This window comes from Acinetobacter junii, assembly GCF_018336855.1.
Taxonomy (GTDB): domain Bacteria; phylum Pseudomonadota; class Gammaproteobacteria; order Pseudomonadales; family Moraxellaceae; genus Acinetobacter; species Acinetobacter junii.
Window position 1 is genome coordinate 99,415 of sequence record NZ_CP059558.1, and the last position, 15,252, is coordinate 114,666.

General features: G+C 35.9%; 12 protein-coding genes and 1 pseudogene. 9 read left to right on the forward strand and 4 right to left on the reverse strand.

All coding sequences use genetic code 11. The features are described 5' to 3' along the window. Positions 1–104: 104 nt before the first annotated feature. Positions 105–545 (forward strand): hypothetical protein, encoded by a 441-nt coding sequence (locus tag H2677_RS00470; RefSeq protein WP_004910063.1) that lies wholly within the window; start codon positions 105–107, stop codon positions 543–545. A 128-nt stretch (positions 546–673) separates the two neighbouring features. Here H2677_RS00470 and H2677_RS00475 read toward each other — a convergent pair whose 3' ends face one another. From H2677_RS00475 to H2677_RS00485, 3 genes are read right to left on the reverse strand one after another with little or no spacing between them, the layout of a single operon-like run. Then, complete coding sequence (locus H2677_RS00475) at positions 674–1,981, reverse strand: DUF445 domain-containing protein (RefSeq protein ID WP_212638928.1); 1,308 nt, start codon at positions 1,979–1,981, stop codon at positions 674–676. Between the two features lie 15 nt (positions 1,982–1,996). Continuing rightward, positions 1,997–2,554 (reverse strand): CC0125/CC1285 family lipoprotein, encoded by a 558-nt coding sequence (locus H2677_RS00480; protein WP_212638929.1) that lies wholly within the window; start codon positions 2,552–2,554, stop codon positions 1,997–1,999. A 34-nt stretch (positions 2,555–2,588) separates the two neighbouring features. After that, entirely contained in the window at positions 2,589–3,128 is a 540-nt protein-coding gene (locus H2677_RS00485; protein WP_130575877.1) for a DUF924 family protein, read from the reverse strand. Positions 3,129–3,322: 194 nt separating this feature from the next. Here H2677_RS00485 and gshA point away from each other — a divergent pair, with 194 nt between their 5' ends. From gshA to H2677_RS00520, 8 genes and pseudogenes are all read left to right on the forward strand, one after another. Beyond that, on the forward strand, positions 3,323–4,900 hold the full coding sequence (gshA, locus tag H2677_RS00490) for a glutamate--cysteine ligase (protein ID WP_212638930.1): 1,578 nt from the start codon (positions 3,323–3,325) through the stop codon (positions 4,898–4,900). Positions 4,901–4,921: 21 nt separating this feature from the next. Continuing rightward, on the forward strand, positions 4,922–5,428 hold the full coding sequence (locus H2677_RS00495) for a disulfide bond formation protein B (RefSeq protein ID WP_004910048.1): 507 nt from the start codon (positions 4,922–4,924) through the stop codon (positions 5,426–5,428). A 155-nt stretch (positions 5,429–5,583) separates the two neighbouring features. After that, positions 5,584–8,895 (forward strand): type VI secretion system Vgr family protein, encoded by a 3,312-nt coding sequence (locus H2677_RS00500; RefSeq protein WP_212638931.1) that lies wholly within the window; start codon positions 5,584–5,586, stop codon positions 8,893–8,895. 20 nt (positions 8,896–8,915) lie between these two features. Further along, positions 8,916–11,204, forward strand: coding sequence for a peptidoglycan DD-metalloendopeptidase family protein (locus H2677_RS00505; protein ID WP_212638932.1), 2,289 nt, complete (start codon positions 8,916–8,918; stop codon positions 11,202–11,204). A gap of 8 nt (positions 11,205–11,212) precedes the next feature. After that, positions 11,213–11,941: an RND transporter gene (locus H2677_RS00510; protein WP_212638933.1), complete on the forward strand. Its 729-nt coding sequence runs from the start codon at positions 11,213–11,215 to the stop codon at positions 11,939–11,941. Between the two features lie 217 nt (positions 11,942–12,158). After that, positions 12,159–12,605 (forward strand): hypothetical protein, encoded by a 447-nt coding sequence (locus tag H2677_RS00515; protein ID WP_212638934.1) that lies wholly within the window; start codon positions 12,159–12,161, stop codon positions 12,603–12,605. Positions 12,606–12,748: 143 nt separating this feature from the next. Continuing rightward, positions 12,749–12,901 (forward strand): lysozyme family protein, encoded by a 153-nt coding sequence (locus H2677_RS16180; RefSeq protein ID WP_407929289.1) that lies wholly within the window; start codon positions 12,749–12,751, stop codon positions 12,899–12,901. 48 nt (positions 12,902–12,949) lie between these two features. Beyond that, positions 12,950–13,688 (forward strand): annotated as a pseudogene (locus H2677_RS00520) (lysozyme inhibitor LprI family protein). Positions 13,689–13,825: 137 nt separating this feature from the next. Here the strand turns inward: H2677_RS00520 and H2677_RS00525 are convergent. Then, on the reverse strand, positions 13,826–15,172 hold the full coding sequence (locus tag H2677_RS00525; RefSeq protein WP_004910011.1) for a PGAP1-like alpha/beta domain-containing protein: 1,347 nt from the start codon (positions 15,170–15,172) through the stop codon (positions 13,826–13,828). Positions 15,173–15,252 lie beyond the last annotated feature (80 nt).

Sequence of the window (15,252 nt, forward strand, 5' to 3'; positions counted from 1 at the left end):
ATTTTTCAATTACATATGGTGTTTTAATTTAATTATTTAAGCGATATAATTTATATCGAGAGATTAAAATAAATACGAATAATTGTGAAATAGGACATTAAGCAATGGACAATTTCGATCTAAAAATACGCTATCCGCATCATCTTGATTTAAATGATGTAGAACAATGTGGAGCATTAAATACCATTGGGGTATTAACTCGATTTGACAGAATGGGTTGGAAACAACAACTCAATCGTTGGTTGCAGCTCGACGGTGCAAGCCCGACTTTTACCATTACAGATGGTAATACAGAACACACCATCGAAATCGTTTTAAATCCCTATGCCTCATCTCAAGAGTTGAGCTTCACGGTAAAAACAGATATTCCGGTGGTCGTTGCTAAAAAACAAATCTTTGGTTTAGTGCAGTTTCAGGCAAAAGAGCGAATTCATTTTAGCCATCTGTCATTGGTTCAAGTAAAAGCGTACTTAACTGCCTTTTTAAAACAAGATACCGAAGCTTTGGCACGCTATTATCAAGAAAGTAAGCAGTTGGTTTGCTGATGAATGACAGGAAAAGAGACCCTTCTCTTTATGTGTTTTTGTTGGGAAGATGGATGAGCCCTAATCACAGGGTGCTTAGGGCAAAAGACGGCAAAGTCGAAAGACTCTACCGTATATGGCTCTATCGTTTATAAAACGTTTTCAACAATTGCACGAATGACACCAAGCGCTAAACCAATAAATGCGCCGACAATCACACCATTCACACGGATCATATGTAAATCGCCGCCCACTTCGCTTTCGATTTTGGCGATCATTTCTCGAGAATCCCACTCATGGATGCGCTCACTGATATAACGAATAATTTTATCGCTATATTGCTCACTGAAGTTGGTTGCTAAGCCGACCATTTTTTCATTCAAAACTTCACGAACTTTTTCATTTTGAATCAAGCTTATACCAAGCTGTTGAATCGCAGTTCTTAAATTCGTCGCGATACCTGAATCTTCTTGCATTAAATCCGTTTTAATTGCATCACACAGGATCGCGATGGCACCACTAATAAAATTGAGCACCTGAGGACTATCGAGCAAAGCATCCTTGCCACTATTTAGACGTAGACTGGCTTCGCTATCGTTATCAGCAAGTTGTAACATTAGTGTATGTGTTGTGGCTTCAATATCTTGGCGCCATGGGTGATCAGGGTTAGCTAACATCGATTCAACTTTTTCGATCAGTGAATCAATCGTCCGTTGTTGTACATCAATCCCAATCCAGCTCGCACCTTTTGCTAGTTTCCATACGCCTAATTCTTGGAATAATTTACGAGATAGGTCTCGTGCTTCTTCAGGATGAGACACCATCCATTCATGTGCTAGATCAAGCCCACGTTGCAATACATCTTGGTGGAAATCATTATCTAAAACAGCACGTAACATTTCACTGGCAAGTTTGTTGATTTTGGTGCTACGAACCCATTGCACACTATTGTTCTGTACAAAGTGAGCAATTTGATCTTGGCTGACAAATTCAAAAATTCTAGGCACTGTGTGCTGAATCATCTGCACCACTTGCGTATTATTTTTAGGACTCGCTAACCATTCACCAATTGCCAAACTCATGTCTGCATTTTTGAGACTACGTTCTACGATTTGCGGTGATAAAAAGTTTTCTTGGACGAAGCGACCCATCGATTCGGCAATACGGGCTTTATTACGTGGAATAATTTCCGTGTGGTCACGGAGTAATTTCGGTAAAGGCATTTTGCCGAAAGGATTACGAAATAATACTGTAACCGCATACCAGTCTGCTAAACCACCAACCACACCTGCTTCTGCACCAAGCATAAATATATGGATGATCCATTTGTATTCAGGAAAAAAATGCGCCGCGACCATTAAGCCAATCCATGACACTACCGCAATAATCAGTGCCATCGTGGCGAAGTATTTACTTCTCTGGAGGCTAGGTACGTGGATTTCTTCGACTGAATTCATTTAGTCATCCTTTATTCACTTTTTGTTTTGAGTGGGCACAGCGGGCTGTAACACATCTCCTGATGGACTCAATCCGTACTTTGATCCTAATGATTGCAAAATCATTTGCGCGTCAAAAGCATTTGGAGATTGATCTTGAGTCTTGAAACACTCGATAGTATACGACACTTGGATTGGATCAATATTGACCACTTGTGGCATATCATAGAATGGATCGGGCCAAAAGCCTGGATGGCGACGATAGTAGCCATAAGGATAATAGCTAGGCGATGGATAAATCACAGCCTGACGCGGTGCTTTATTCCGTGCATTACTTGGGTCATCCACAACCGTAAAATAACGGTATCCATTTTTGAGTGTTGTTTGAGCAGCTTTTAATAAGGTAATTTCTTCAGCTGTACCATAACTTAGATTTGGACCTGCTTGAAAACCAATACGATACGTTTTGCTATTTAATGGATAAGCGGTGAATTGACCAAGTTGGTCAAAGGTTTTGGGTTGTTGTGGAATGGTCGCGCACCCTGTAAATGCCAATGCGACAAGGAGAGGGGTGCATTTCAATACAGTTTTCATATGCAATTCCTATTTCAATGTCTGTAAAACTGACTTAAAAGCTACTGTTGGGTTGGGTTAAAAATTCCAACTCTTCTGCCGTTGATGTTCTACCTAAAATTTCATTTCGATGTGGATAGCGGCCAAAACGATCAATAATGATCTTATGTTTCTTTTCAAAACTCAGATTGATTTCATTACCCAAGCGTTGAAAAAGTTTGAGCGCATATTCATGCATCAATTTAGATTCACTGTGCATAAATGGCATATATAAGAAAGAACGTTGTTCAGGACTCAATTGCGCATCAAGTTGTAAGCTAATCGCTTCCTGTGCCAGTGCCAATGCCAAACTGTCATAAGCAAATGCTTGTGCTTGGTCACGGTAGATATTACGAGAGAATTGATCGAGTACAATGATTTCAGCCAAACGACCTTCTGGTATTTTGCGCCAAGACCAAAGTTCTGCTTGGATTGCTTGCTGGTGAATTATTTGAAATTGCTCGCGAATTTTATCGTCAAAAGCATCACTTTTCGCGAACCAAAGTGAACGATGATTCGGATCAAACCAAAAGTCGAGAATGTCTTGTGCTTGCATGAAGAAGTGCCAAATGAAAGATCGATTATTTTAATAAAATCACAAATTCAGCGTGTCTTATGTAACAAGATTGTGATAAAAATTGCCAAATTAAATCAGATGACTAGATCACAATTGTCGTTATAATTGGCAGAATAACGAAGTCGCTAACACTTATCTTGTTGGCCGATCTTGAATAAGCGAGCATATAAATTATGAATCAACCCAACACATTTTCTTCCTCTGTGATTCCAACATGGGTAGATGCTTCGCTATTGAAGGGGATGTTACGCGGCATAGAACGTGAAAGTTTAAGAATGCAAAGCAATGGATTTTTATCACAAAAAAATCATCCAAAAGCTTTAGGGTCTGCACTCACGCACCCTCATATTACAACGGATTATTCAGAAGCATTGATGGAGTTTATTACCACTCCTCAATCTACTATTACAGCGGCATTAGATGAGTTGCGAGATATTCACACCGTGGTGCATCAACACCTAGAAGAAGGTGAGCGCTTATGGCCACTGTCGATGCCATGTATGTTGGATGATAATGAAGAGAATATCCAATTAGCACAGTACGGAACCTCGAATATTGGTCGTTTTAAAACGCTTTATCGCCGTGGTTTAGGTGTGCGTTATGGTCGCCGTATGCAGACGATTTCAGGGGTGCATTATAATTTATCTTTCCCTGATCAATTGTTTGCTGAGTTACAACAGCAAGAGAGCGATCAAGAATTAAAACAACTCAGTGCTCAAGATTATCGTAGCCATCGTTATTTTGGCTTAATTCGTAATTTTATTCGTTTAACTCCTTTGGTGATGTATTTATTAGGAGCGAGTCCATCCGTTTGTCGTTGTTTCCTGACAGGTCGTGAACATCATTTACAACCTTTGGTTAAAGGCACTTTGTATTTACCAGAGGCTACGGCTTTACGTATGGGGCGTTTGGGATACCAAAACTCAGCACAGAAAGAATTAGGCATTCATTATAACGATCTGCATGACTATTTGGATGGATTGCAGAAAGCAGTTCATACACCTTATCCAGAGTTTAGTGCGTTGGGCTTAGACGATGAGTCTGGTGAACCTATCCAAATTAATGATCATGTGCTTCAGATCGAAAATGAATACTATAGTTTGGTCCGTCCAAAACAAGTTCCTCAGGCCGGTGAAACGCCATCACAAGCGTTGAAAAATCGTGGTGTTGGTTATGTCGAACTTCGTGCTGTTGACGTGAATCCGTATAGTTCAATCGGTATTGATGAGATCGCTGCAGGTTTTCTTGAAAGTCTAGCTTTATATTGTTTACTGAGTGATAGTCCAGAGTTGTTTGCAGATGAACAAGAACAGATTGATCGCAATCAAACAGAGGTTGTGAATCGAGGTCGTGCAGCTGATGTAAAGATTGAGCTTGATGAGAACACAATGAATTTTCAAGCTTGGGCACAGCAGCATTTGGCAACTATTCAGCAATGTGCGACTTTACTCGATCAAGCGAATCAAACACAGTTGTATCAAGACGCAATTGTTGTGATGCAACAACGCTTAGCACATGTTGAAAATACGCTTTCAGCACATGTCATTGAAGATACCTTGAAGTATGGTGGTACATGGAGTTTTGGTAGCGTTATGGCCCAGCAACATGTGCAATATTATGATCAGCATGTATTAAACCAAGAAAGAAAACAGTATTTTGATGAGCTAGCACAAACTTCGTTGCAAAAACAGGCTGAACTTGAACAAGATAACGACATGAGTTTTAGCCAATATCTTGCAAAATACCGTTAAAAATTTTTTAGAGGATTTCCCATGCGTTGGAATTACCGTTTGGTCAGTGCTTTACTTGTTCTGACCAGTATTATTGGTATCTCATTTGCCTTGTATTTAGAACACGTACAAGGATTAGAGCCATGTCCACTTTGTGTTTTCCAACGTATTGGTTTGATCGGTATGGGATTTATCGCATTGATTGCGTTTATTCATAATCCGATTTCGAATGGATTCAAGCGTTTTTATGCATTATTAGCGACCTTATCAATTGGTTGGTCTGCGGGTGTTGCTGCACGACATGTTTGGTTGCAGAATCTACCACCTGATCAAGTGCCAAGTTGTGGCCCTGGTTTGGATTATTTGGTAGAAGCTTTGCCGATGAAAACGGTTTTACAGCAAGTGCTAACAGGTTCTGGTGAATGCGCCTTGATCGATTGGACTTTTTTAGGTCAGTCGTTACCTGTTTGGTCTTTGGTATATTTTAGTTTTATTCTGCTGATTTGTTTGTGGCAGTTGTTTAGAAAATATGATTCTACTAAAGCTTAAACTACCATTCTGAATAAAAAGAGCCGAAATTTATAGGCTCTTTTTTTATTGATAAGCGAAATGTAAAGATTTGCTAAAAATAAAACATAATTATAGACAGATAGGTCTGTTTTTTATAAAGTGCAGCCGTTTCTTTATCCTATGATTATAAAAAAATGCTTTTTAATATATCTAATGTATTAGAAAAAATAGGGCTAAATGCACAAAAACGTGCAATACACGTACAATTTTCTAATGAAGAATTAAATAACCAAGTTTTTTTACAGCGTATCGAGGGAAAGCATCAACTGAATGATGGCTTACATGCGGAATTAATTTGCCTCTCTACCAATGCTCATATTGCATTAAAACAATTTATCGGTGTTCAACTGGCTGTGGATCAAGTCACAGATTCAGGACAGTTGTTCCGTATGACTGGCATAGTAACTGAAGCGTGCTATGGACAAAGTGATGGTGCCTTAACTCTATATAAACTGACTCTGAATGATGCGACAAACTTATGGCATAAACGCCGTAATAGTCGTGTTTTTATGAATAAAACAATCGTTGAAGTTACAGAAGTTTTATTCAAAGAATGGCAAGAAAAAAGCCCATTATTTGCTGCAAGTTTGAGTCTTGATCTGAATGGACTAAAGCAAAGTTATGATGTGCGTCCATTTGTGATGCAGCATAATGAATCTGATTATGATTTTCTTACACGCCTATGGCGTAGTGAAGGGATTAGTTGGCTCATTGATGAAGCAGAGCTTTTTGTTCCGCATTTTTCCATACCGATTCAATCACAAAAGTTACGATTGATTGATGATAATAGTCAATATCAAGCCTTAGCTCGACGCAGTATTCGCTATCATCGAAGTAGTGCAACCGAATACCAAGACAGTATTACAGGTTTTGTCGCGGTGCGAAGTTTGCAACCCACTGCTGTTCATTTGCAACGTTGGCAGCCTGATGCTTTAGCACAAGACGAAGGCGCTGGTTCAGTCATCACCACACATAGTCATTCCACAAGTTTTGACTCAGTCAGTTTAGGTCTTGAACAAGCATGGCATGTAAGTCCAGCATGGATGCAGGATTTAAAAGGTGAAGATCAAGCTACAGCTTCAGGTAACAGCCAATTAGAAAAGCAAAATCAAATATTAAATGATATGTATGCTTTTCAGGCCAAGTTTTTTAAAGCTTATAGTTCTGTGCGTGACAGCCAAGTAGGATATTGGTTCAACCTTATTGATCATCCAGAAATTAATCAGCATGACGTCGTAGATCAAGAGTTCTTGATTATTGCTAAAACGTTCTACAACCAAAATAATTTACCGAAAGATTTACAGCAACAGGTACGCCAATTATTAAAACAAAGTCGTTGGCATGCACTGGAAGATGAAGAGGCTGAGCGGCAGGCAAATGAACTGACATTAATTCGCCGTCAAATCAAAATTACACCAGAATATGATCCTCTACAGCATCGCCCAATCGCCTATCCACAACGCGCTAAAGTTGTTGGACCAGAAGGGGAAACTATATATGTAGATGAATGGGGGCGTATTAAGGTTCGCTTTCTGTTTACCCGTAGTGATGATCATGGACATGATGGCGGTGCGGGCAGTAATAACAATGATACCGATTCAGCATGGATCGATGTGTTAACACCTTGGGCGGGAGAGGGGTATGGAGCTCGCTTCTTACCTCGTATCGGTGAAGTTGTCGTTATTGATTTTTTTGATGGCAATATTGATCGTCCCTTTGTGACAGGACGAATCCATGAAGCGCAACGTTCTCCAACCAAATTTGATGTCAAAGGGCAGCTTCCAGATACTAAAAAACTCAGTGGTATCCGTAGTCAAGAAGTCAATGGTAGTGGTTTTAATCAGTTACGTTTCGATGATACAAAAGGACAAATCAGTACACAGTTGCAAAGTAGCCATGCAGCAACTCAACTGAACTTAGGTAATTTAAGTCATCCTAAAATTCAGGAAACCAGCAGTGGTCGCGGTGAAGGTTTCGAACTGAGAACTGATGCTTGGGGGGCTGTACGTGCTGGTAAAGGCATGTTGATTAGTACTTATGCTCAAGAACAGGCGATTGCAGATCATCTAGAAGCTGCTCAAGCACAATCTTTGCTGTCACAAGGTTATGAAAGCATGAAAATGCTCAGTGAAGTTGCAGCCAAGCAACAAACTGATGCTTTGAACGTGATTAATCGCTTACCCAAATTTATCCAGTCTTTAGAACTAAAAACAAAAGGACAAGCACTTGAGAATACATTAAATCTGTTTAAGGAAGGAGTGAGTCTTGATCCAATCCATGCCTTAAAGGATTGCGGTGGATTTATTGAAGATATTGGTGCTTTAGGTGGTGATGCTAAAACTGCAGTAGAAGAATTTAATGCATTTTTCAGCGATAGCAAAGATGCGATTGAGAATTTAAAAGAATTCATCGAAAACGTAGAAGAGCATGGCGCTGATATTGTCAAAGGCAAACTTGCTAGTATTAAAGATCGGATAGAGCAGAACCCGTTTGATGGCATTAAAGAAGTTGGAAAAGTCTTAGCCAATGTCGACATTAACGATTTTGAGCTGATGAGTAGCTGCGGAACATTTAGTAAAGGCAGTAAGTTAGAAATAACGCCATCTAAAGCATTGAACTCTTTACAAGGTTTCATGGAAGGTTATACACAAGGCTTAGAAAGCAGTTCCGATACTAAACAACAAGAGCAAGGCAAGATTTTCAGACAAGCGCTAATGTTGTTGGCATCCCCTAATGGAATTGCGTTAACCACACCTGAAAATATTATTTTGCAGGCTTCTCAGGATATAGCTGAGAGTGCCAGCGGTTCAATTAACCTGAGTGCGCAAAAAAATATTATCGGGCATGCACAGGACAAGATTAGTTTGTTTGCAGCACAAAAAGGTTTTAGAGCCTACGCAGCAAAAGGAAAGCTAGAATTACAAGCCCAAGATGATGCGATTGAAGCAATTGCGAAGAAGGTCATCAAGCTCATTTCTACTGAAGAAAAAATCGAAATTACCAGCCCAAAAGAGATTGTATTAACAGCAGGTGGGTCACAACTCAAAATTAATGCGGATGGCGTATTTTCAACAACAGGCGGTAAGTTTGAGAGTAAGGCTGGGCAGCATTTGTTTGCTAGTGGGGCTAAGGTTTCTTATGAGGTTCCTGAACTGCCAAAAATTGGGCCATCTGCAATTAAATTTTTATTTACTTCAATATTTGGAGAAGCAATTCCTGAAGCTAAGGTTATAGTGTTTGATGACTTAGAAAAACATATGCTATGGGAAGGGGTAACTGATAAAAATGGTTTAACTCCATTATTAGAAAGTGAAGATGCTAAAAATTATTCAACATATTTAGGTTTTGATCAATGGTCTAGCTCTTTTTATGATGATGAAGTCGATGAAGAGAATAGTAACGATACGATTCTGGAGCCAGGTGAACATGGTTCACAGCTTGATTAAGTTTTAATAGGTATAAATAAATGAATAAGAAAGTTCATAATGTTGCAAAAGGGGAAACACTTTGGGGTATATCAAAGCATTATGGTATTCCTTTAAAGAATTTAGCCGATTGGAATAACTTAACTGGACGATTAATCCATAATATAAGTATTGGGCAAAAAATATACCTATATCCACCTCAAGAAGAGATTGATACATTCCTAACTATTCGATTATTGGATTTAGCATTTAATCCAATTAATACTGCCACATTAAATCTGGAATATGATGGTTTAAAAAAAGAAGTTAAAATACTAAATGGAAATTCCCCTGTGATTACTATTAAAGATCACACAAAGGGAGTAAAAGTATATTTTAAAAGTAACTTAAAAGGTTTTTATTTAATTGCTGATCATAAAAAATTGCCATTAGGAAAAAAGAAATTAGTTTTAACTTCTAGAATGATGAAATCAACAGGTGTATATGGTTATAAAGAGGGTGCTGAGAATCAAAAAGTAAAAGATGTTAAAATTGATTTAAAAAATAAAAATAAAGAGTTATTAAAGGAAAAAAATGAAAAATCGACTCCAATGTCTGTAATAAGTCAAGATAATAATGAGCTAAAAAATCAAAAAGGAGTTTTAATTGCTACGGGAGAGAATATTTCAGTTAGTGGGAATTCACAAAAACAAAAACTACCACAAGTTAATTTACCTGAAACAATTGATAAATCGGTTAGAACTGAAGGAGGAGAAAAAACACATGCTATTGCTAAGGTTGGAATTGAAGGAAACTTGAGACTAGTTGTTGCAAATGAAATTTATAGAAAAGATATTCTTGATGCTGAAAAAAAATATGGCATAAGTGCAGCAACAATAGCAGCTCTTATTTGTATCGAAACGGGTGGAGGAAAAATTGAAAATAAGTGGGATCCAAATGCAGTAAATCCACAAGGAACAGGAGTTGGTCTAGGCCAATTTTTTACCCCCACTTGGTTGGAACTAGCGACAGATAAAATAGGTAAACTTAATCAATATATAATTAAGAAAAAAGGATATAAAGTACTTGTTGGAAGCGGTCGTTGGAGAAGCTATACACTTTCTGATGATCAGCGTACTGAAGAACAGAAAAAGAAAAAATTACAACAACCTATAGTTAAGCTGAATAGCAAAGATATCAGCTGGATAAACTCGCTAAGAACTGATGCTGGATTATCAATTGATACGATAGCTTTATCTGCAAAAAAAAATTTAGAGGGATTAAAGCGTAGATTAAAGAATAATGGTTTAGCTACTAGTGGGGTTGATAATCTAAATCCATTAGAAATGAGTAAGCTTATATATTTTTGTCATCATGAATCTCCTGGAAGTGCATATTTGATCATGAGAAACAGTATTGATAAAGATACTGCTAAGACTAACTTTGAAGCTAATGTAAGTAAAAAAGTTCAAGCTAAATATTTAAAGCAAGGTAATAATAACTATATTCAAGCATATAAAATTTGGATGTATGAAAATCTGATTGATACAAAAGTTCATACTTTAGAATTTATGTTGAATACAAATGGATTACATGAATCTAATATGGTGGATATAGAAAAGAAAGTTTTAAACTCTAAACAAGAACCAAAACAAGAACCAAAACAAGAACCAAAACAAGAACCAAAACAAGAACCAAAACAAGAACCAAAACAAGAACCAAAACAAGAACCAAAGATTGGTGGTGCAAATGTTTGGTTTGATCCATTAAAAGTAAACAGAATGAGATCAGCTGGAAAATATGCCGCGGTCGCGAAATCTTGTACTTTCGGTATGGTTCGAAATGGTGGGAAAAGAGCACATCAAGGTATTGATTTGGAAGCAAAAGTTGGAGACGAGATAAGGGCTGTTGCTTCAGGAACTTTATATGCCATTAATAGAGATTTTAATGCTAAGGGAGATAGTAGTTTTGGGGCAACTATTACATTGCAAGTAAAAGTAGATGATTTACCCGAGAAACAAAAACTTTACATACGAAAGCATTATCCAAATATAATATTTGTTTGGTTTTTTTATGCCCATTTGAGCCAAATTAATAGTTTTGAGAGTGATGAAGCATGGATTGAGGCTGGAACTCCATTAGGAAAAACTGGATGTAGTGGAAACGCACATATAATGCCCACAGTTGAATTAGGCAGCCATTTACATTTTGAAGTTTGGTATTTGAAAGACCATGGTAAAGGTAATAAATCATTACCAACAAAGGATCAAGATGGTAGAGGATTAGTTGGTCGTTTTGATCCATACCCTTTGCTTAACAACCCATTACCTCCAACTAAAGAAAAGCGATGAGATTAAATATGAATTCAAGTAAAATATTTTTAACATTAGCCCTATTACTACCAAACCTTTCTCAGGCAAAAAATATTATTTTATATGATGATTCAAATAGTATTATTTCTCAAGAGTATAAAAGTATTAATGAACTTGGTCAATCTGTAAAAATAGATAAAGATTACGAAATTCAAACTAAAGAAATCTCTTTGAATTCTAGTGATAAAGATACTCATTCTTATAGTATTCTTCTGAAGGAAGGAAGAAATATATATACTTTGGATAAAAATAAAATATCTGGTTTGAATAGATATATTGTTTCACCATATTTTTCAGATAATAATTTTATTGGTTTTTCTCAATACACGGAAAATGTATTAAGAGGCGATTTTTATATTATAAAGAAGTTTTATATTTTTAATAAAAAAACAAAAGAAATTGCTATTGTAAGGCTAAATAATACAAGTGTTTCTAGCAATAAAAATGGAAAATATGATTATAATCTTTTAGATCAAAATTATATAAAAAAAATTACTATGAATGATTTTTTAAATATGTATACTATAAATTCGATATATGAACAAAACAATCCTGCTATTTGGGGTGTGTTATCTAAAGAATTTAAACCTGGGTATAAAATTAATAATGGTTTTAAATTTAAGTTGACAAAAGATAATAAAATTAAATGTGAAGATTTAAAAGGTTCAACTCTAGAATGTAATGAGGGTTTTATGCAGATTCACAAAATAAAGTGAATGTGCTAATGTCTTATTCTGGTTTTTATATTATGCTATTTTAATGAAGACTTGCTTAATAAATATGAAGTCAAAACTATGTGTAAGCTATCTATGAAAAGAAAAAGGGTAGTAAGAATATTATTTAAAATGATGATAGAGGTGGAATGTATTCTTATTTTTTTAAAGAAAGATATTGATTGATTTTTTTAAACTTGTTGGTTTTTTGAGGTAAATAATGAATAACAAAATAATTTCCCTGTCATGCTTGGTCTTTACCAGTGCTTTAATTGCATGTAGTGATAAAAATCAGAACAAATCACAAGTTGGTTTAAATAGCGAACACAATGTAATACGCATAGAGGATAGAGAAAAACCTCTATTAGCTATAAGTGAGTCAAAGGTAACTAAAAGAGAATTTGAGAGTAATGATAGTCCGAAAATCTCATGTTCTGATAAGAATATTACAGAATGGTATGGTTTTGATGAAACTACAGATGAACCAAAATGTAAAACTGTACAGAGCTTTAAGCTTACATCTTATAAATGTGACATCTCCAAAAATGCCTTTGGTACTGATGAAGATGCAGTATTATTAGAAAATGGAAGCCAACGAATTTTTATTTATTCTGATCAAAAAGTTTGTAATGAAGTGTTGGAAATACGCAACTCTAATGCACCATAAGGTTGAAATGTCTTTGTTGCACAAATATTTCACAACCATATAATTTAAAATAAATTAATTAAAATCAATAGCTCGAATATTTGTGAAATAAAGTCTAAAAAGCAACTAAAGTTCCTCTGTATCAATATGAGTTTGATGCTTTAGTGTCGTTAGCATTCAATATCGGTAATATTGCTAGTAAAGCCCTAAATCTATGTAAGTTAATTAATCAAAGTAATTATAAAGATGGGCCTAAAGAAATGTTAGATATAAATAAAATTACCGTAAATGGGAAAAAATTCCAGATCTCGGTTTAACTAAAAGACGTAATAGTGAATATCAATTGTTTGTTAAAGGAACGTACGATGCAAGGCATTAATTCTAACTTTCTTAGTGTGCTATTAGTCTTTGGTTTGAGTGCTTGCTCAAATGCTGCAGAGTATAAGCCACAACGATTAGATGAGAAAACAGTTTATAAAAATAGTGAGCATGAACTGAATAGTACATATTTTGATATAAAAAGCTATATTGGTGATAATAAAAACGAAGTTAAGTATCTTGTTGATACTCAACGCTCTTGGTTGAAAAATAGAAATTTAAAATGTGATTTTAATGGAAAAGAAGCAAATTATGAAAACTATAAATGTCTAAGTGATTTTAATAATTCAAAAATTAAAGATTTAAGAAAGTCATATTTAAATTTTGATAGCTTGGAACGGAGCTTAATAAAACCATTTAAGTATCAAGATGGTATTATAAAAGAGTTAGAAGTAGGTGGTTGTTATTGTGATGAAAGTATAATTAAGATTTTGAAAAACAAGATATATATATCAGGCTTGTGATAAAAAATTAAATGAACCACGTATATATAATATTGTTGGTAAGAAAAAAGACGAATTTTCTGTAGAGTATCAAATTGATACTAATAATAATAAAGTACCAGAATTTAATTTAGTTTTTGTCACTAATGGAAAAAATGTTTGGAATATTGTTCCTAAGGTTTTTAGAAAAGAAGATTTATTGAATTTAAATTTTAAAATTAGCTATACAACTGATGAAAATTTGAAAAACAATAAAATTGATTGCAGCGATTATGAGGAGTAATGCTCTAAATTTAGATTTTTTTTACCTAAGATACAGTGAATTTTATGATTAGAATTACAGTTAAGCAAAATTAATCTGAATATTTAATCTCAAAAATCTAAAAAAAGCTCAGCTATACAGCTGAGCTTTTTTTACTTTTATGTCTCAACAATCCCTTCTAAATCATCAAAGGTATAATTGTTGGGTACATTAATCATATGTGTTTGAACACCTTCTTCAACGACTTCCCCAACTTCTGGATAAAGCCATCTTGTGATTTGCTCAGCAACACTCGAATGGTATTGAATTTCAAAATGATTCAAACCATAGAAAACAGCTTTATGTGTATCTGGTAATTTAAGCTGAAAACGAGGGTTCGGATGTTCACCAAGAGCACTTTTAACACTGACGAGATAATCACCTATCACTTTAAGTGCTTTATTTTTAACTTTCTCAAATTCTAATGTTCCAGCAATCAGGAATGTGTTGATATGAGATGGTAATGGTGCAGGTTTACGATTGTCGTCCGCGAAGCCGATACGCGCATCATTATGTTCCCAGTCATCATCACGAACACTACCATAACGTAGATCGAGTATCCCATTACTGCGTACATTTACTAATTGACCAATCAGGCTGATAAAAGGGAATGCCCCTAATTTGTCTTGTAAGACAAAACCAAATCGTTCCAGTACGGCACCGTGATGTGGGGAACCGATACATACGAGATTTTCTACCATATGTACCCATTGATGTAGATTTTGTTTGCCATAGAAAAGCGCACTACGTGAAACCAGTCCACCCATACTATGTCCGATCAAATCGATACTGGTAATACGAGGGTTTCTCTGGATCAAATCTTCTAATACGTTGGCAAAACTTCGACCATTTGCTGAGATTCGACGACCTGTATTGTAATTTAAATACAGCATCGTGTTATTGTCGCGCTGAGCAAGTAAACGCTCACCGATTCCGCCATAACGATGATTTGACCAACTCAAATGGTTCATACATAAACCATGTGTGAGTATTACGATACGCCCAGTAAGTTCACCTTGCTGTAATGATCCATAGTGATCATATAACACCATCGGTAATGCCATTGGGTTATGTTGTTTTAGGAAGAAATCCCCAAAAATCCCATTCAATGCCCCTACAACAAAATGAAGGCTTGGCGTTAATGGTTTATCGTGTAGAACTGGAAATTTTTCAACGATATGACGCAGACTAGGAGCAAGAAAGCTACTCCCATATTTTTGAATAGCATCATATGAAAATTGATAGAATTTCTGTAATTGTGGATGTTTCTGTAATTTTTTGGCTTTTTGTGCACTTAAACCGAGCGTAGTCCTTAACACTTCAGTTTGAATTAATTGCACCAGTTCATGAACACCACTCAAACTTGTGCTCACTAATTGTGCCAAACCTTCCAAAACATCTGCCTGACTTGGGGGCGTACTGTCCCATTTGCAGTAGGTTTCATGCAGAGGTGTTAAACTTGGCATATTATTTTTCCCTATCCTTGATATATATACCGAAGGTTTGAAGTTATTAACTTAACATTGTTTAGATAAACTACAACAAA